The following is an 18,166-nucleotide window of genomic DNA, read 5'->3' as shown; positions in this document are numbered from 1 at the left end:
GGAGAGCTGCGAAAAGTCCGGTCAGGTTGTATATAAATTAAAAATGGTCCGGGGATGTCCATGAACTTGCGAATATTTAACTATGGGATCGGATTTAAAAAAGACACTAAATAAAAATCTTGCTGGTAAAGGACTGCGAAATACAAGTGTAGACCTATCTGTCTTGAAATACTATAAGCAATATGCCAAAACATATGCCGACATCCATAACGGCGTTGTGGTATTGAGTGATCTGACAGCCAATTGGAGTTTTACCTTTATGGGCGAGATTGCTGAACGTTTACATTTGAGTTCAGCTAAAAGAAAATTGGAGATCAATAGTATATGGGAGGATTTTCTCCTAGAGCGCGTACACCCTGAAGATCTAGCTGTAAAACATGCACTTGAACTGCAGTTTCTTGAACTGGTCAAGAAAACCGAACCGAAAGAGCGTTTTCGATATCAGGCAAATAGTGTACTCCGCGTAGAAGGAAAAGATGGGCAAATTATGTTGATGTCACATCAAATTATCTATTTGGCTACTCCCGGTCAAGAATTTCCGCAACTGGCATTATGCTGCTATACGTTAATGCCTGATCGAGAAGATCGTCAAAGTAAGAAAAACTATATTTTTAATCAGTTCAGCGGCGAAGTTTTTCCGCTTGATAAACAGGAGATGAAGGATGTCATGAGTGTGCGGGAGAAGGAGGTTTTGCGCTGTATTAGAGCAGGTATGAGCAGTAAAGAAATTGCCGAGAAGCTAGCTTTGAGCGTTAATACCGTCAATCGGCACCGACAGAATATTCTGCAAAAACTACGAGTGCGCAACTCGCATGAAGCGATCAGTATATACAATAAAATGTATGACCAAGATGATACTTCGCTATAGTAAAGAATCTGTCAAAAGACTAGCTTTTGACAGACCTGAAATTAAGTTGCTTAATTGGAATTATTTTCTTTTAGCCATTTGGTTCGACGCTGGTCTGGAAGATGTTTGATCCCAAAGTGTTCAAACTTAGCCTGGAAGCCATCACCATCCGGGGATGCACCCATCAAACCGACCATGATAGGATGATTATCTTGTAACCAGGCATTTCTCATCATCACATATTCCTTGTCATCAAAAGAATAAAAGAATTCTACAGCATCTAATCTTCGAATTGCTTTTATCCATATAAAAGGGATTTCTTTATCTATTGGTACGATGCTCCAGTCGCTGGTTCGATGCGTGACGACAGTACTCAGGTTGTACTTGCCATCGACAAATTCTATTCCCGCTTTTATATAATTTTCATGATCTATACGCAGCATGATGCCTGCTTGATCAAATCGATTTTTATACTTGGCCGAAATTTTGACCTTCACTTCAAATTCACCCCCTCTCTCCGTGTAGAAAAAAGGTGCGTCATCTACGGTAAATCCATAATGTGATATTCGCCAGTAATCGCTCTTGGGTGTGACAAACATGGAAAGGGAGTTGTTACTGACTGTCCATTCCGTAGGTTCGTTAAACCAGGTCATTTTGTCCAATTGTTGTGCAGAGACCTGTGTAGCGAAGAGAGGAAGCAATGAAGCCGCAAAAAGTGTCTTTATTTTTTTCATCTGTATAAATTTGTTTATTCATATTGTCATTCATTTTTCTTTAAGGCATTCATGCTGCCTTCGGCGGTTTCAATTGTGATGAAGCTATCAGATTTATTCATCGAGTGTATGTTTTAAGCAGCATTCATGAGCTCGCTTTGCTCGGTTATTCATTCCAGCAAGTGAATTAAATAAATCATGATGGTTTCATTATAATCTTTTTAGCAAGAGGTGTATTCTTTTTTCTAAAGGCAAAGATATCGTTGGCATGCTGTCTTTTTCAATACTGATAAATAACCATTATGTGAACAGCGATCTTTAAATGTAATTTATTTGCAATTTAATTGCATTTAATAATGTTGCTACATAGTTGCAATAATAAAATATCTTACCTTCGTTCTATCATTATTGAAATTAAAGAGTTTATCGGAGGCAGAATTCAATAAAAAAATAGACCGTATACTTAAAGTAAAAGCCTACAGATATGGAGTTTTGGGAACGTAATTTTATAGAAAAAGGGGAGATGTGGGGCGGTAGTCCTGCTCATTCAGCACATCTGGCGAAAGATTTCTTTATAGCAGAAAATATAAAGGAAATCCTTATTCCGGGCTTTGGCTATGGGCGAAATGGTCATGTATTTCTTGATCATGGAATAGCTGTTACCGGAATTGAGTTGTCCAATACAGCAATTGAAATCGCCCGAAAATATGTTGGAAGTCAGACGATCATACATCATGGTTCGGTCGTAGATATGCCATTTGATACCAAAAAATATGGTGGTATATTCTGTTACGGACTTATACATCTTCTGGGAACTGAGGAGCGGGCGAAATTTATACATGACTGTTACGAGCAGTTATCCGACGATGGTTACATGATCTTTACGACCGTGTCAAAACAGGCGAATATTTATGGGCAGGGGGCTGCCATAGGCACCGATCGTTTTGAAATGTTTGGAGGTGTTAGCATGTTCTTTTATGACTTGGAGTCTATTCGGTCAGAGTTCGAAAAATATGGGTTGATTGAAATTAAGGAAGTTGAAGAGAATTATCCTTTTTATTTGATCATTTGTAAAAAATAGAATAAACAAGAAAATCATAGATGAAACTATTGTGATTTATTTAATTCACCTGTTGGAATGAATACGTTCGGGAGACGAAAACCTCTTACTTACAGGTCCATAAATCTGCCAGTATCATCAGCATTTAAAATCAAATTTATAAAGATGAAAGACGATAAAAATTTTGATGTCATCATTATTGGAGGAAGTTATGCGGGACTTTCGGCAGCAATGGCACTGGGGCGATCACTACGTCAGGTGCTTATTATTGATAGTGGTCTACCATGTAATAGACAGACACCGCATTCGCATAATTTCATAACTCATGATGGCGAAAAACCATCGGTTATTGCTAAAAAAGCGAAAGAGCAGGTATTAAATTATCCAACAGTAAGATTCCAGAAAGGACTTGCTGTAAGTGGAAAGAAAACAAGCAATGGCTTTGAAATCAATACTGAAAATGGTGAACTATTTAGTGCAAAAAAGTTGATTTTTGCGACTGGGGTAGAAGATATCATGCCAGGTATCCAAGGTTTTTCGGCCTGTTGGGGGATTTCGGTTATCCATTGTCCATACTGCCATGGATATGAATTCAGGGGCAAGAAAACAGCAATTATGGCTAACGGTGAACGGGCTTTACATTTGGCATCTTTAGTCAACAATCTCTCCACCGATCTGACAATACTGACTTCTGGAGAAGCAAATTTCAGTGCGGAGCAGACTGCAAAATTGAAGAAGCACGGTGTAACTGTCATAGATGAACCGGTTAGTAAAATCCAGCACAAGAATGGCTGGGTGGAAAAAGTGATTTTCAAGGACAACAAAGCAATAGCATTTAATGCCGTATATGCAGCAATCCCTTTTAGGCAGCATTCAAGTATTCCTGTTGAGTTGGGCTGTGACCTGACTGAACAAGGGCACATTGTCGTTGACAATTTTCAGAAGACAACTATTAAAGGGATTTTTGCATGCGGCGATAATGCGAGCATGATGCGGTCTGTTGCTAATGCTGTAGCAGCGGGAAATTTAGCTGGAGCAATGGTTAATAAAGAATTGGTTGAAGAAAACTTCTGATGTAGATTTGAAATATTGCCGCACAACAAATTTAATCTCAACTTCATTCGGAAGCGATCGGGATAGACGCTTCCGAATGAAGACTCTTATGAACAGAGGGCCTACTTTTTTTTAGATAAGTACAGCTATTACCTGGATTCTATTTAACCTGTTGAACGGTTCCGGTTCTACTTGCCGTTTCCCTGCCCCATAATGCAATAGATTCCAATAGAGGAATAAGTGTCCTGCCAAAATCCGTAAGTTCATAATCGACCTTTAATGGCGCTTTGTCTGTGTGTACTGTCCTCGTAACTAAACCGTCAGCTTCCAGCTCCTTCAGCTGTAGGCTCAATGTACGTTCGGTAATCATTGGACATTCTTTTCTAAGCTCATTATAACGTTTTTTTTCAATTAAATGAATGAGTATGACTGCTTTCCATTTTCCGCCTATGTATTTCATTGTCAGGCTGGTACTGCATGGGTATTGTTTGTTGTCTATCAAATACATCTGTTACTATCAACTTTGACCGTTATTGCAAATATATAACACTATATTTAAGTTTGCAACTATAAAAAATATAGTTAATTTAAAATTGCATGTTATGGCATTTATAGAAACAGCAAAACAACGTTATACAACAAAAAAGTATAATTCAACAGAAAGAATTTCAGCGGACAAGATTGCTGAGCTAAAGGAAATACTTCGCTTGAGTCCATCATCTATCAATAGCCAGCCCTGGAAGTTTTTCTTCATTTCAGATGGAGAGACAAAAACAAAATTAGCTGAAGCATCCTATTGGAATGCAGAGAAAATTAATGAGGCAAGTCATCTGGTCGTCTTTAGTGCTCTTAACGATGTGCAGCGATTCGAGGAGCAGATCAACAGCACGCTTCCCGAGGGATCGATAAATTATTACCATCGTTTTTTAAAATCACAGGGAGAACAACATGTGCAATCCTGGATGAAACAGCAGGTGTATCTTTCTTTGGGATTTTTTCTTGCGGCCTGTGCGTCAAATAATATCGATGCAACACCAATGGAGGGAATTGAGAATGATCGTTATGATCAAATTTTGGGACTTGAGCAATACCATACCTTATTTGCCGTCGCCATTGGCTATCGCAATGCGGAGGATTCAAATCAACCAAGTATAACAGCTAAGTCACGTTTGAATATGGCGGATATTATTCAGTCCATATAGTTCTTTCAATAATAGGGGCGGCCAAAAAAATCGATCGTCCCTATTGTTTTTTAATTTTGTTCGTAACCTCGACTGCCTTCTTTTAGCAATTCAATTTTAGGGGAATAGCACTTTGATACATCCTGTTATCAGATATGGTTAAGGTAGACTAATCTTTTTTCCTTGCTCAGGAAAAATATAATTTACTTTTAAAGGATTGTTCTCTAGGAGCTCCTTTTTTATGATTTCTGGATTATCTCTTGTTGGTTTTCGGTGAGTGACCACAATGTTTAATGCTTTTAAATCATTTTGTCCGATCTTATCTTTTAGTTTGTTTAACTCCTCTAATAACAGATTAGGGGTAAGATGACCGAACAGCAGGTTCTCGGCTTGACTATTGGGAAAAGACACCTCAATTAATATCGTGTTTAATTGACCTTTTCTGACCAATGGAGCAATATTGTTCCAAAGATTGTCAATTCGGTCAGCCTTTTCAACCCGGTCAGCACCTGTATCTCCGAGATAAAGCAGATAATGATCATGGTGGCGCAGCAGCACCGCACTGCTTTTATATGGATTTACATGGCTTAATTCGTATGCCGTCAGGAAGAAAGGGGTATTTTGTGCGGCAACTTCTATACCTTCTTGCAATTCACTGTAATGATATTTTCCAAGAATGGGTTTTTGACCCTGATCAGCAAAATTAATCCAGGTATCGTTTATAAAATAATGGTTTTGCAAAATTTGAAGTACAGGAGCAAGAGCAAAAATATTCTTTTTGCTATCCGCCGGAGAATTGATAATCAGACCGGATAGATGGTCTAAATGACCATGAGAAATAAAATACCCTTTTATTTGATTGTGTAATATTGTTTCTTCTGTTCCATGAAGACTTTTCTGCTGAATGGCTTTTCGTATCCCGGTATTTATTGTACCGGCATCAAGACAGAGAAATGCAGTGTCATTTGGAGTTCCGACCAGATAGGCCGATAGATTATCCTCTTGTTCACCACCATATATACCTAAAGGGATTAAGTCAAAATGTTGCGCTTGGGAGGAAATACATGCGATGAGCGCGACAAAAGAAAAGAATATTTTTTTCATACCATATTAAACTAAAAACCCATCCTTAAATGAGGATGGGTCAAATTTACATTATTTTTTACTTATTGATTGAAGCGATAACGGATCCCAACTTGAATTCTTCAACGCGATGTTTCGATGTATAGATTTTTGTACTGCTTTTTTCCAAACGGATTAATTTTAATTGATAGGATTGCCGTTTAAACAAAGATACAGTACACCAGACTTTTTTATCATATCTTTCACCGTTTTTTTGAGAGTTTTGTATCTTCAGATCCATTAGTCTATAGTAAGTCATGAATCCATTAATCCAGCAACTCAGAAGATACGGGCATCTCAATGAAGCAGCCGAAAAAGAGATCGAACAAAGGATCAACTATTTTTCGAAGCGTAAGGGAGAACATTTTTTAAAAGAGGGCCAGCATGTATCCAGTTATTTTGTACTAAGTAAAGGTCTCATTCGTGCTTATTTCTTTAAAAACGGGCGGGAACTCAACAGCTGGTTTGGTGAAGAAAATCAAATTTTTGGATCGATATTACCTGTATATACAGAAAAACCTTCCTTTGAGAACATTCAGTTTCTTGAAGATTCGGAGGTCTATGCAATTGCTGTGGATGATCTGAATGAACTCTATCGTAAATATCCCGAGTTAAACCTTATCGGAAGAAAAATTGCAGAGGAGGTATGTATCGTCCTCGAGGAACGTATTATCTCATTGCATACCGAATCTGCTATAGAACGTTACCAGTCACTTATCAAGTTGCAACCAAATTTGCTAAATCGGGTCAACCTCGGTCACATTGCATCCTATCTGGGCATTACACAGGAGACTTTGAGCCGGATCAGACGATAAGGAACGATTTTGATATAGATCAAAAAATGCAGCCGATCAAGTCACTACTTTTGTGAAGGATCATTTAAATAATTGAAAATGAATTGGATTGCATTAATTATTGCCGGTATTTTTGAAATTGGTTGGCCCTTAGGATTAAAGATGGCCCAACAGCCAGATAGCAATAAATTTGGTTGGATTATATTGGCTGTCGTCTCGATGACTATCAGTGGAGGACTATTGTTTTACGCGCAAAAAGCTATCCCAATCGGTACAGCCTATGCGGTTTGGACTGGTTTAGGTGCTGTCGGTACATTGCTGGTCGGGATATTGTTCTTCGGCGATTCAGCAAACGTCTTTAGACTTTTGTCGGCAACGTTAATCGTGGCGGGTATTGTAGGCTTAAAAATATTTTAATAACAATCAGGGATTTTGATATCGCTTTGCATATAAATGGGAGTGATATCAGAATCCTTTCGCTTTATTGGAAAAATTAACTTGTGATATTTGCTATATGCTGCTTGATTTGGAAAAAAATATATTTTCTCAACTAAAAAATCAATAATTTAGTTTAAAACTTGCTATAAAAGAGGATGTTGGGACGATTTTTGTTACGTACATAAATTATGAGGCAAGAATTGGCAGATAAGATAGCATTGTATAGTAAACGGTACGGTTTGTTTATGCATCCCGAATATGTGAGCTTTGCCCGTGATACAACAAGATTGTTGATTCGTAACGAATGCCTGCGAATAGGGAACATAAAAATATATCAGGATTATGTAGCCTCCCATTATCCCGAAGATCTCCCTTGGGAAATGAAACAATATCAAGAAGCGGCCAAGGCTTTGATAAAAATGGATAGAGTAGCCGCTATGGCTTGGGTCACAGCAAATCAAATCAATCTTTTCGAATCTGATATTTTTATTGATGATGAAGACGCGATTTTACGTCCGATCCAGTTTAAGAACGATGAGGTGTTGCGTTACAATTTTAATACATTGGAAGAACTGATTTATAACCATCAATTACCCGATGATTTATTCCGAAAAAACAGGGCGTACTTTTGGATCGATGCCCGTATCGATTTGCGATAATAGTTCCAAAGGGCAATTGAGCGGTCTATAATTGTACTTTCCAAAAGCATTTATAAGACAAATACCTCATTATTATTTCCAAGATATACGGTTGGAAATTTCTTGTTAAAGTCAATCCTCACATCTCCTTTGCCCAATGTACCGTCACCATTAGAGTCCCATTCCAGAGCGACGTAATATTTTATGGGATCAGTTTCGTTAACTGCCGGTTTGATTAATTTGTAATGATTTTTTGGAAGATCCAATTTAATCTCAAATGGTAATTCACTTTGTTTAAAGCTTTTTTCAGCTATTATCGTTGCTGGTACATCAGCGATGTTTGCAGTCACAGCATAGAGGGTAATTTTACCAGAAGGATTTTTGATGGTAACGGGATTTGAATTCTGAAGTTTTACCGATACATTCTCTTGAGTTGAATCTATTTTTTCTGCATGTTGGATAGTTGAACAACTGCTGCTGATAAGCGCAACAGATAGTAATGATATGATAGATTTGATCATAATAATTTTCATCTAAATGTTTGAAAAACTATACTAATTTATAGTATGAAATATTATAATTTGAAAGATACACCAACATTGGCGATACCCAGATATCCGAAACCAAATTCACCATATACGCCAATTTTATTACCATAACGAATACCGAATGGTGAAGCTTGTTAGGAGATTGCGCCAAAGTTGTCGGAATTCTCTTTTAACAGTTAGTTCGAACCATCAAGTACTTTTCTGACATGCTCAACCCATTCGTGGGCAGGTACACTTTGGTCTATATAATAATCAGGTTGTATCCCTTTATTATCAATGGCCATTTCAGGGATCCGGTAACTTTTGCTAAGTGAATAGCCCAACCTATATTCTTTGCAAGGGGATTCAACAAAATACATATTTGAGATGTCAAGAACACCAGCAGTTGTTGTGCCGAAAAGCTTAACTTTTTTACTTTGCTTAGCCTCAAGTAAAAATTGCTCTGCCGTGCTTCCATTTCCACCATTGATGATAATCGCAACTTGTTTAGGATAGGGAAGTGCCGTATGGCTAGAATCAATGCTGATTATTTTTCTGTTTGGTCTTACATTGACAAATTCTCCCAAATGATTGCTCAAGCTATCATAAGCAGCTTTATAGAAAGGAACGTCTTTTGGATCAATCCCATATTCCTCATACTTTTCGCAGAAGTCCAACATTCGCTTATTATTTAATTTTGTGGAATAAAATGTGACACCAACGGTACGAATAGGGTTTGTATATAAGAAGGGAATAATTTCAGCATAACTGCCATCACTACCGCCACCGTTATTTCGGATATCAATAATTAAGTTTTCTGTTTTTTTCAACTGTGGTTTATTCGCGGCGATAAGGCTATCAATTGTTTGTTTTTGCCTACCGTTAAAACTGGGGATACGTAACAGAATTGTTTTTGCATTGATCTTTTGCAGATAGGGTTTAGCTGTTGAATATGATTTTGCAAAATCCGCTTCTAAAGGCGAGTTTTCTACTATCGGATATTTTCTAGTATATAGGTAATTACCCAATTGAAAGATATTTTCCCCAATGGCTAATGTGGAGGATATTTTTTCCTGGGATTTATCTCTAAGATAATAAGTACCTTCTGATAGTTCATTATTTAGGGTGAATTTGACGTCACCAACTACCCAATTATCCGCTGTCGATCCGACGATAATGCCTTTATATCCCTCAGGATACTTTTTGATCGCTACTTGGTAGGGTGGAGAGTCCCATATTCCCTCTAAATCTTGTCTTTTTTTCTCAGAGAGATAAAGCTTAAATTCTTCTTCGGAGAAAGGGATGGAAGGGTGAGCTATATTGACGCTATGATCGTCTTTGGAGACAAGTACATCAACATCTTTTCCATCGATTCGATTGATAGACAAATGCCCTTTGCGGATAAACTGTAACCATTCTGATAGGAGTTTTGTACAGTCTAAATTTGATTTAACAGCTGCTAATTTCTGCTCTATCTTCACGTTGTGCGCTTGGTAAGCGTCCAATCCTTTCTGATCTAAAGCATATTGAAAACCAGCATCATTTTCTTCAATAATTTTTTTGACCCATTTAAGGTTTTCAGCACAATTACAGTTTTGCGCCTGTAGATTACCACTGAAAATGAAAATAGAAGCAAATGACAGAATAAGCTTAAACATAATATTTAGGATTTTTAATTAACCGAAGGATGACAATTATTTGGCCAAGTTCATAGTTGCTTTGTTATAAGTTAGATATGATTTTTATAAACTTTTGAAGTGTCCGATGATGGGCATAATTGTTCGTTTACGAACAGTACATGTTGCGAAATTTGTCGGGTATTCGGCACAAAGGGACTCAAATTTAAAATTGAGAGTGATTGCAAATCGTGTTAAAATTGGTTGAACTTTATTTGTGATTTAACCTATCCAGATCAGAAGCATAATCAGGTAGTTGGGGGGAATAGATAAAATCAGGCGTAAAAAAGTCCTTCGTTTTTGTGTGAACGAAGGACTTCTGAGGCTATATATAGGTGTGATTATAATTGCTTTATCTTTAGATTTCTAAAAGATACACCTCTTGACCAATCTTGAAGGGCGAGCTTACCGCTAACATGTTGACCGAATTCCGGAAAATCTTTGAAAGTACTATGTTTTACCAGATCCTTCCATTTTTGCGAATTGAAATCCATTTCGGCGGTGACCGTACCATTCAGATAGAAGGTTATTTTACCGTCTTTTTGCACAATGCTTGATTGGTTCCAATCATCTTTAGCTTTGGTGCTGACAAAATTTTGTTGGGGTAAAAACATGTAGAGACAACCAGCACGTTTTAATGGTTTGTCAAAGTCAGGGTGCGAATCTGCGAGCAATTGATATTCAGGGCCTGAGTGATAAGTCGCGTTGATATCCGGCTGTTCCTGTACATTGACGAAAACGCCACTGTTGCCTTCCTTTTCCAGTTTCCATTCAAATTTGAACTCATAATTTTTATAGTCGCTGTTGGACACTAGATCATATTTTTGACTTTCGTTATTTGGATCGCAATAGATTGTACCATTCCGCACCAACCAGGCCGTCGGTGCTTTTTTCTCATTGTTGTAGGTATGCCAATTGTTCAGGGTAGTGCCGTCAAATAGGAGCTGCCAGCCTTCTTTTTGTTCTTCCTCAGTCAATGTATTTGGAGCACTAGCCTCCTTATTACACGAATAAAATAGACAGCTGATACAGGCAGCCACTGCAATTTTTTTGAATAGGTTTAAGTTTATCATTGTTTAAAGTTTGTTGTACTTGAATGTTTTTAGGAACCTGATACACTAAAATAAATTTTAATGTTTGCTTTCCATTATAAATACAGGCTCTTATGCAAATTTGTTACAGAGGAAGCCGATGTAGCGAACTACTTTTCAGCGGAAATAATCAACATCATCGGTCTTCTCAATTCATCACCCATTGCTGGAAAATTTTCGAGCATTTCTGTACTGGGTTCAGGCTCAACACAAGCGTTTATTTTAAATCCACTTTGTAGAATGCTACTGAGGTAAGAAGTAATTGTTCTATGGTACTTTAGAACCGTATTTCCCAAAAATGTTGTCTCTCTAGCCCCCATGAGAAAATAGTTGTCTACAGGCCAATAGAGTTTGTCTCCATCTTTGTTGTAGATCCAATCTTGGTTGCCTTGCGCGGTAAAAACAGGATGCTCTATCGAGAATAAAAATTTCCCTACAGGTTGGAGCCAATTGTAAATATTCCGACAGAGTGCATCAAAGTCTTGTATGTAATGAAATGCCAAAGAACTGATCACTAGATTAAATTGTCCGGATCTGAAAGTAAGCTCTTCAATTGCATTTCGTTGATATTCGATTCCTTCCAGTTTATTGATCTCGTTGGCCTTCTCCAACATTTTTTCGGATAGATCTACGCCAATAACAGATTTTGCGCCATTTTCAATCACATATCGACAATGCCAACCATACCCACAGCCTAAATCGAGCACAGCATTGTCCCTCAGGTTTGGTAAGAGCTTTTGAAATTCATGCCATTCGCCAGCTCCCAATAAGCCTTTCTGTGACCGATACATTTTGCTATATTCTTCGAAAAATTTTGGATCGTCGTATTTATTTTCTTGCATCTAATTGTTACGGGTTAAATTCACTCCCTATTCTTGAATACCTAATTTACAGATTATTCATGTTTTTTGTTTTTATTTTTCGATAGTTTATCTGAGGGTTCAATTCTCATTTTGATAAAATTACCCTTTCATTCTGATAGGATCTAGCTATTTTGATTTTAATCTTTTCTTTTTAAATCTATTGTCTTTTAGTGTTTTACGTTGTTCGTAAAAACTGTGGACTAGTGTTTGGCATATAGGGACAACGTATATAAAAATGAAGATGATTAGAAAAATAAAAGAATCGGCACAGAGCCCGCCCACATTGAAGCTGATAAACCGCCCGCGGATGATATGACATCTCCAAGAATGAAAATAATAGTTCACGAATCTCTAATAATCCACAGCAAAGTGAAAATACGAGTACTGATAATAACTCGAATACTTTGCTTTTAGTTATGCTTTAAAATGTGATGGATTCCTTTGAGAAAAATTAAGAAAATACAAAGTAGAACAACACTTAAGTTAACGTTAGCCATGAAAGATTTAAAAGAAAATCAGGAGCAGCAGTCGCCCCGAAAATTGTCTATGGATCGCATAGCGAAGGTTGTGATGACCATCTTGATCCTTACCATGATCTATCAGCTGTATCTCGGTTAAATTTTGAAAATGCAATCGCGATATCAGCTTTTGGTGAAAGGATATAGTCGGAGTAGCCACTATGTCGAGTATACAACGGGCTGCAGTCCTTAGCCGAAATAAAACGAATCTAGGTGATAGCAAAATGACAATGATGGGAAAATAAATGCCAAAGCGTAGCTATACGAATAGAATAAATGACAGTCAAAAATTAAATAAATGAAGAAATTAACCCTGTTGGCCTCCCTCGTACTTGGGGCAACAACATCACTATTTGCACAGGAAGACACAACGAAAAATAATCCGCTTTCATTCAACGGATATGTGGAAGCTTATTATATGCGGGATTTCAATAACCCTCTTGGAAATACGCGTCCGGGTTTTGTTTACAGCCATAACCGTAACAATGAAGTGAATATTAATCTGGCCATGCTAAAAGCTACCTATAATACGGAGAAGACGCGGGCCAATGTAACCTTGGCAACAGGTACCTACATGAATGCCAACTATGCGGCGGAGCCTGGAGTATTGAAGAATATCTATGAAGCCAATGCTGGTATACGCATCTCAAAGAAGCATAATTTATGGATTGATGCCGGTATTTTCTCTTCCCATTTGGGTTTTGAAAGTGCCATTGGAAAGGACAATTGGACAGTGACAAGGAGCCTTTTTGCCGATAATTCGCCCTATTTTGAAACCGGCGCAAAAATATCTTACACCTCTGCATCTGGAAAATTATTTCTTAGCGGACTTGTATTAAACGGTTGGCAACGTATACAGCGTGTCGATGGCAATAGTTTGCCTGCCTTCGGACATCAGCTTGTATATAAGCCGACCGGTAATTTAACGATCAATAGTGGATCTTTTATCGGCAGTGATAAAGCGGATAGTGTCAGACAGATGCGTTATTTTCATAACTTATATGCTATTTATCAGCTAAATAAACAGGTCGGATTCACGGTAGGTTTTGACATCGGTGCAGAGCAAAAGGAAAAAGGGAGCAGCAAATACAATGTCTGGTATACCCCGGTATTAATTGCACGTTATACAGGATCCGATAAATTCAGCCTTACTGCTCGGGGAGAATACTATCAGGATAAAAAGGGAGTCATTATCTCTACCGACGCAAAAAATGGGTTCCAAACATTTGGGTACTCGCTCAATGCTGATTATGCAATTCTCCCCAATGTACTCTGGCGGACAGAAATACGTAATCTGACCAACAAAGAAGCAATCTTCCTAAATCGGAGTAATAGTTTGGTGAAAAATAGCACAACGGCTGTTATGGCACTAACTGTTAGTTTCTAAATAAAGATGAACCTTGCTGTTGGATCAATAGACAACAGCAAGGTTCCTGAAATAATACCTAGAAAAATACATCACCCCATTTTAGGGTATGGTTATGTCTCAGTGGTAGAAGCGGATAGAGGTTTAAGTCTCAATAAAACAAATACGGAGTCGGAGAGATCATTTAGTGTAAAATGCATGCTATACCCCGTATCGGTTAAAGTTGATCCATTAATTGTTGACCAATGCCATTGCACCATCGCTATAACGAGCGCCCACATTTGGGTATTTCCGAAGTATTTCTTCAATGGCGTTTAGATCCGAATCCGACAATTGGACTTCGATAGCACCTGCGTTTTCTTCTAGATACTTTCTTTTTTTCGTACCTGGAATTGGAATGATGTCATTCCCCTGAGCAAGCACCCAAGCCAGCGCCAATTGTATTGGCGAACAATGTTTATCTTGAGCTAAGAGCGCAAATTCAGCAATCAAACGAGCGTTATTTTCCGCATGTTCTCCTTGATTGCGGGGAAGTGTTCTTCTAAAATCGTCTGCTGCCAGACTATCTAAATTTAAGGTATTGGAAAATAAACCTCTGGCAAGTGGTGAATAGGGGATTAAACTGATACCCAAATCACGTACAGTCTGTAGTATTTCTTTTTCTACATCACGTGTTAGCAGAGAATACTCACTTTGCAGTGCCGCAATGGGATGAACCGCATTGGCTTTGATGATCGAAGCCGGCGATGCCTCACTCAGTCCGAGATATCTTACTTTTCCTTCTTTGACCAGTTCCGCCATAGCGCCTACAGTATCTTCGATCGGGATATTCGGATCCACCCGATGTGCATAATACAGATCTATGGTATCGATGCGAAGTCTTCTGAGACTATTTTCTACAGCAATTTTTATCCAGGCAGGTGATCCGTCAAAATAAGTGTTTGCGGTGCCGCTTGGTCCCGCCTGTCCATCCTTGAAACGAAAGCCAAATTTGGTTGCAATAAATACCTTATCCCGATTGGGAACCAGAACTTTTGAGATCAATTCTTCGTTGGCGCCATTGCCGTACATGTCCGCTGTATCCCAGAAGTTTACGCCAAGGTCCAATGCCCTTTCAAGTGTAGCAATACTCTCTTTTTCGTCTGTAGGTCCATAGGCAAAACTCATTCCCATGCAACCTAATCCAATAGCAGATAACTGTTCGTTTGTTGTTCCGAGATTTCTATATTTCATAACTGTTATATTTTGTTCAATACAAAAGTAGCGAAGGTATACGGTGTCTTACTTAAGACAATCAAACAGATAATTATATTTTTCAAACAGTCGTCATCCGTAATTGGTTTGGTGACATTCCAGTATGTTTTTTGAAAAAGTTTGTGAAATAAGAAGGGTATTCAAAGCCTAATTTATAAGCGATATCGGCGATATTCCAATTGGTATGTAGTAGCAATGCCCGCGCTTCCTGCGCAATGCGGCTGGCGATATGTGCACTTGTGGTTTTACCTGTTGTTTCTTTTACAGAGCGGTTCAGGTGATTGATATGCACCGAAAGGGCATGGGCATAATCCCCTGGGCTTTTCAGTTGCAGACCAGTATCCAATGTGTTTACTGGGAATTGACGTTCCAGGAGTTCCAAAAATAGACTCGATACACGGGTAGATGCGTTGGTATATGCACCAAACTCCTGAGCAGGGCTTGACTTCATTGTCTCATGGATCAATAGATGCAGGTAGCTGCGCAAGACATCGTCTTTATGTGCATAATCTGAATTCATCTCAGACAACATTTTTTTGAAAATTGTTGAGATTTCATCCAGCTGTTCTGTATTTGGAAAATAAATTGGGTTGCTTCCAATTTTAAAAAGGGGAGAATCCTTTAAACTTTCTATGCGTTCACTATGTTGAATAAATTCTTCCGTAAAGACACAATACCAACCAGATTGTGCCGTAGACTCCGGTTCCCAGGCGTAGGGCACGACCGGATTGGCAAATAACATCGCAGGTCGATCGATCTGTATCCATTTATCTGCATAATATAATTTGCCCCGACCTATAATCAATGAAGTTTTATAAAAATCACGACGGTTATAAGGGGAGACCACCGTACAGGATTCTCGACTAAACACATTGAAATGCCCAATACCCGTATTATTAAGCGGTAAGTCTAGGTTCGCAAAGCCTGGTTGTCTTTTGTAGAAATCTGTTACACTTTCAGCTGAGTTCATACTACTAAATTATAAAATTCGTTTTACAAACCACGGTCATTTACAGTTCAATTTTCCCCAGAAGAATTGCTGATAACTTCCATGTTGCTCAGATAAATAGGAGACTAGTCCGCCCATATAAACAATTCGCAGCATATAGAAGGGGTAAAATTCTGCCAAAATCTAAAAAGCACAAAAAACTTTTTGGCAGAATTTTACCCCTATGATTTATTGAATTACAAGTTGTTTTTTTGTAAAAAGTGGATTTATTGCTTTTAATCGCATGATTTGTAGCATTGGTTTCTCGAAGGTGAATTTAGGGGAAAATCAAAATCCCCTAAGGGAAAAGTAAATTCCCCCAGGAGAATGCTGCGTCCCCTTGGGAGAAAACCAAAATCCCCTAAGGGAAAAGTAAATTCCCCTGAGAGGATCCTGCATTCCCTTGGGAGAAAACCAAAATCCTTTAAGAGAAAAGTAAATTCCCCTCGGAGAATGCTGCGTCCCATTCGGGGGAAACCAAAATCCCTTAAGGGAAAAGTAAATTCCCCTGAGAGGATGTAGCGTCCCCTTGGGAGAAAACCAAAATCCCTTGAGGGAAAAGTAAATTTCCCTGGGAAAATGCTGTGTCTCCTTGGGAGAAAACCAAAATCCCTTAAGGGAAAAGTAAATTCCCCTGAGAGGATGTAGCGTCCCCTTGGGAGAAAACCAAAATCCCCTAAGGAAAAAGTAAACTCCCCAGGGAGAATGCCACATCCTCTTAGGAGAAAACCAAGATCCCCTAAGAGAAAAGTAAATTCCCTTGGGAGGATCCTGCGCCCCCTCGGAGAAAACGAAATCTGCCTGTATTTCCTTTGGAATTTTTATTAGATTCGAAAAATAATCTCAAATAATAAGGCCCAACAAAAAGCTACTATGATTAAAATATACCATAATAAACAATGCAGCAAGAGTTGCGCAGCGTTGGATTTTTTGCAAGAGCATACTGTAGATCTGCAGGTGCAAGAGTATCTTGAAGAAGTCCCCAGTAAAGCTGAGCTCATTGAAATATTGTCGCAACTCGGACTTAAACCACTAGCGCTTATTCGAAAGAATGAAGCTCTATTCCTTGAAAAATTTCAACATCTTCAATTGACGGATGAGGAGTGGGTTGAGGTGATGCTGCAAAACCCCATATTGATAGAACGGCCTATCATTATTAAAGATGGTAAAGCGGTTATCGGCCGCCCCTTGGAAAGAGTAATCGAGCTCTTTACACCACGATCATCCTAATGGCGCGATAATTGCGCTATTTTTTCCATGAAACAGCTACTAAATATACTCGCATCGGTGCTGGATATTTTCAAATTATTTACATAGTTAAAGTATCCTTAGCCATCTTGTCTAAAAGCGCTGAAATATGCTCTTTGAGGTCTTTAGAGGCATTCATTTCTATTTCTTAATAAAATATGTTGGTGCTATTATTGGTGATTGGCAGCTGGTAAAACCGGACTGGTCTGATCAATAAGGGAGCCGCTTGAAAGGATATTTTTTATTTGTACGATATGCCTGATATTGTGGTTAACCAGAAAACGGAAGGTATCTCCGAGACGGATTTTTATCCATTTATTGATGGAAATATTTGTTCGGATTTTGTTGAGATCTTTTGATTTTGCCTGCTCAAGTAATTGAAGGAACTTCTCCTGTTGTTCCAAAAAGACAGCAAGCACATTTTTGTCCAATTTCTTATGTATAGGATCCATCTCCTGGAATGTCTTCATTTTGTTGGGCCGATCTTTTGGAAGTATACTTTTTGCGAAATAGTTTCCTAAAAGGCCACTGTTGAAATAGCCTACTGCATTCGATTGACTAGCCGCCATTCTTCTCGAAATTTCAGGCAGATAGAAGTTTCCATAAAGATTGAGATGTGCGATACACTCTAAGGTATTCCATGAGCCTTTATGGGGCCGTTTATTGAGATCATCTAACGACAGTGTTTTCAACGATTCAACAAAAGTCATATGTTCCTTTGTCTGTGTACTGAGCTGATCAAGTAATGCTAAAGATTTATATTTCATTTTCGTTTTTTTTTGATAAAAT

20 protein-coding genes are annotated in these 18,166 nt (G+C 38.4%); 10 read left to right on the top strand and 10 right to left on the bottom strand.

The genetic code is table 11. From position 1 onward, the window contains the following. The first annotated feature begins 82 nt into the window (after positions 1-82). Positions 83-868, top strand: a complete 786-nt coding sequence (locus BWD42_RS08880; protein ID WP_077435123.1) for a response regulator transcription factor — start codon at positions 83-85, stop codon at positions 866-868. Positions 869-918: 50 nt separating this feature from the next. On the opposite strand, the gene BWD42_RS08875 is transcribed toward BWD42_RS08880, so the two are convergent. Continuing rightward, entirely contained in the window at positions 919-1,581 is a 663-nt protein-coding gene (locus tag BWD42_RS08875) for a DUF1349 domain-containing protein (RefSeq protein WP_077435121.1), read from the bottom strand. 463 nt (positions 1,582-2,044) lie between these two features. On the opposite strand from BWD42_RS08875, the gene BWD42_RS08870 reads away from it, so the two are divergent. Both BWD42_RS08870 and BWD42_RS08865 read left to right on the top strand, forming a co-directional pair. After that, on the top strand, positions 2,045-2,641 hold the full coding sequence (locus tag BWD42_RS08870; protein ID WP_077435119.1) for a class I SAM-dependent methyltransferase: 597 nt from the start codon (positions 2,045-2,047) through the stop codon (positions 2,639-2,641). Between the two features lie 144 nt (positions 2,642-2,785). Further along, positions 2,786-3,694, top strand: a complete 909-nt coding sequence (locus tag BWD42_RS08865) for an NAD(P)/FAD-dependent oxidoreductase (protein WP_077435117.1) — start codon at positions 2,786-2,788, stop codon at positions 3,692-3,694. A gap of 139 nt (positions 3,695-3,833) precedes the next feature. Here BWD42_RS08865 and BWD42_RS08860 read toward each other — a convergent pair whose 3' ends face one another. Beyond that, a complete protein-coding gene (locus BWD42_RS08860) occupies positions 3,834-4,133 on the bottom strand; it encodes a winged helix-turn-helix transcriptional regulator (protein WP_217700033.1) in 300 nt (99 codons plus the stop codon). A gap of 142 nt (positions 4,134-4,275) precedes the next feature. Between BWD42_RS08860 and BWD42_RS08855 the strand changes: the two genes are divergently transcribed. Further along, positions 4,276-4,875, top strand: a complete 600-nt coding sequence (locus BWD42_RS08855) for a nitroreductase family protein (protein ID WP_077435113.1) — start codon at positions 4,276-4,278, stop codon at positions 4,873-4,875. Positions 4,876-5,013: 138 nt separating this feature from the next. Here BWD42_RS08855 and BWD42_RS08850 read toward each other — a convergent pair whose 3' ends face one another. Further along, the gene (locus BWD42_RS08850) at positions 5,014-5,958 is read right to left on the bottom strand and encodes an MBL fold metallo-hydrolase (protein ID WP_077435111.1); all 945 of its coding nucleotides are present in this window, start codon (positions 5,956-5,958) and stop codon (positions 5,014-5,016) included. 275 nt (positions 5,959-6,233) lie between these two features. On the opposite strand from BWD42_RS08850, the gene BWD42_RS08840 reads away from it, so the two are divergent. The 3 genes from BWD42_RS08840 (at position 6,234) to BWD42_RS08830 (ending at position 7,867) form a co-directional block, all read left to right on the top strand. Then, entirely contained in the window at positions 6,234-6,791 is a 558-nt protein-coding gene (locus tag BWD42_RS08840) for a Crp/Fnr family transcriptional regulator (RefSeq protein ID WP_077435107.1), read from the top strand. Positions 6,792-6,869: 78 nt separating this feature from the next. After that, positions 6,870-7,187, top strand: a complete 318-nt coding sequence (locus BWD42_RS08835) for a DMT family transporter (protein ID WP_077435105.1) — start codon at positions 6,870-6,872, stop codon at positions 7,185-7,187. A gap of 209 nt (positions 7,188-7,396) precedes the next feature. After that, positions 7,397-7,867: a hypothetical protein gene (locus BWD42_RS08830; protein ID WP_077435103.1), complete on the top strand. Its 471-nt coding sequence runs from the start codon at positions 7,397-7,399 to the stop codon at positions 7,865-7,867. A 50-nt stretch (positions 7,868-7,917) separates the two neighbouring features. On the opposite strand, the gene BWD42_RS08825 is transcribed toward BWD42_RS08830, so the two are convergent. The 4 genes from BWD42_RS08825 to BWD42_RS08810 all read right to left on the bottom strand — a co-directional run bounded on the left by BWD42_RS08825 (position 7,918) and on the right by BWD42_RS08810 (position 11,982). Next, positions 7,918-8,367 (bottom strand): hypothetical protein, encoded by a 450-nt coding sequence (locus BWD42_RS08825; RefSeq protein WP_139351077.1) that lies wholly within the window; start codon positions 8,365-8,367, stop codon positions 7,918-7,920. A 203-nt stretch (positions 8,368-8,570) separates the two neighbouring features. Continuing rightward, the gene (locus tag BWD42_RS08820) at positions 8,571-10,031 is read right to left on the bottom strand and encodes a S41 family peptidase (RefSeq protein WP_139351076.1); all 1,461 of its coding nucleotides are present in this window, start codon (positions 10,029-10,031) and stop codon (positions 8,571-8,573) included. Between the two features lie 359 nt (positions 10,032-10,390). Continuing rightward, complete coding sequence (locus tag BWD42_RS08815; RefSeq protein ID WP_077435097.1) at positions 10,391-11,122, bottom strand: DUF1080 domain-containing protein; 732 nt, start codon at positions 11,120-11,122, stop codon at positions 10,391-10,393. A gap of 128 nt (positions 11,123-11,250) precedes the next feature. Further along, positions 11,251-11,982, bottom strand: coding sequence for a class I SAM-dependent DNA methyltransferase (locus BWD42_RS08810; RefSeq protein WP_077435095.1), 732 nt, complete (start codon positions 11,980-11,982; stop codon positions 11,251-11,253). 516 nt (positions 11,983-12,498) lie between these two features. On the opposite strand from BWD42_RS08810, the gene BWD42_RS25075 reads away from it, so the two are divergent. Together BWD42_RS25075 and BWD42_RS08805 are read left to right on the top strand one after the other, a co-directional pair. After that, positions 12,499-12,621 carry a hypothetical protein gene (locus BWD42_RS25075; RefSeq protein ID WP_262507813.1) on the top strand — a complete coding sequence of 41 codons (123 nt, stop codon included), beginning with the start codon at positions 12,499-12,501 and terminating at the stop codon, positions 12,619-12,621. Positions 12,622-12,819: 198 nt separating this feature from the next. Then, positions 12,820-13,908, top strand: coding sequence for a porin (locus tag BWD42_RS08805; protein ID WP_077435093.1), 1,089 nt, complete (start codon positions 12,820-12,822; stop codon positions 13,906-13,908). A 210-nt stretch (positions 13,909-14,118) separates the two neighbouring features. Here BWD42_RS08805 and BWD42_RS08800 read toward each other — a convergent pair whose 3' ends face one another. Then, positions 14,119-15,120 (bottom strand): aldo/keto reductase, encoded by a 1,002-nt coding sequence (locus BWD42_RS08800; RefSeq protein WP_077435091.1) that lies wholly within the window; start codon positions 15,118-15,120, stop codon positions 14,119-14,121. A gap of 82 nt (positions 15,121-15,202) precedes the next feature. Further along, positions 15,203-16,111 carry a helix-turn-helix domain-containing protein gene (locus BWD42_RS08795; RefSeq protein WP_077435089.1) on the bottom strand — a complete coding sequence of 303 codons (909 nt, stop codon included), beginning with the start codon at positions 16,109-16,111 and terminating at the stop codon, positions 15,203-15,205. A gap of 891 nt (positions 16,112-17,002) precedes the next feature. On the opposite strand from BWD42_RS08795, the gene arsC reads away from it, so the two are divergent. Next, on the top strand, positions 17,003-17,359 hold the full coding sequence (gene arsC, locus BWD42_RS08785) for an arsenate reductase (glutaredoxin) (RefSeq protein ID WP_077435085.1): 357 nt from the start codon (positions 17,003-17,005) through the stop codon (positions 17,357-17,359). Positions 17,360-17,547: 188 nt separating this feature from the next. On the opposite strand, the gene BWD42_RS08780 is transcribed toward arsC, so the two are convergent. Beyond that, a complete protein-coding gene (locus tag BWD42_RS08780; RefSeq protein ID WP_077435925.1) occupies positions 17,548-18,144 on the bottom strand; it encodes a DinB family protein in 597 nt (198 codons plus the stop codon). Positions 18,145-18,166 lie beyond the last annotated feature (22 nt).

Source organism: Sphingobacterium sp. CZ-UAM (genome assembly GCF_002000245.1).
Taxonomy (GTDB): domain Bacteria; phylum Bacteroidota; class Bacteroidia; order Sphingobacteriales; family Sphingobacteriaceae; genus Sphingobacterium.
The sequence above is the reverse complement of the archived record's forward strand: the minus strand, read 5'-3'. Positions and strand labels throughout refer to the sequence as shown.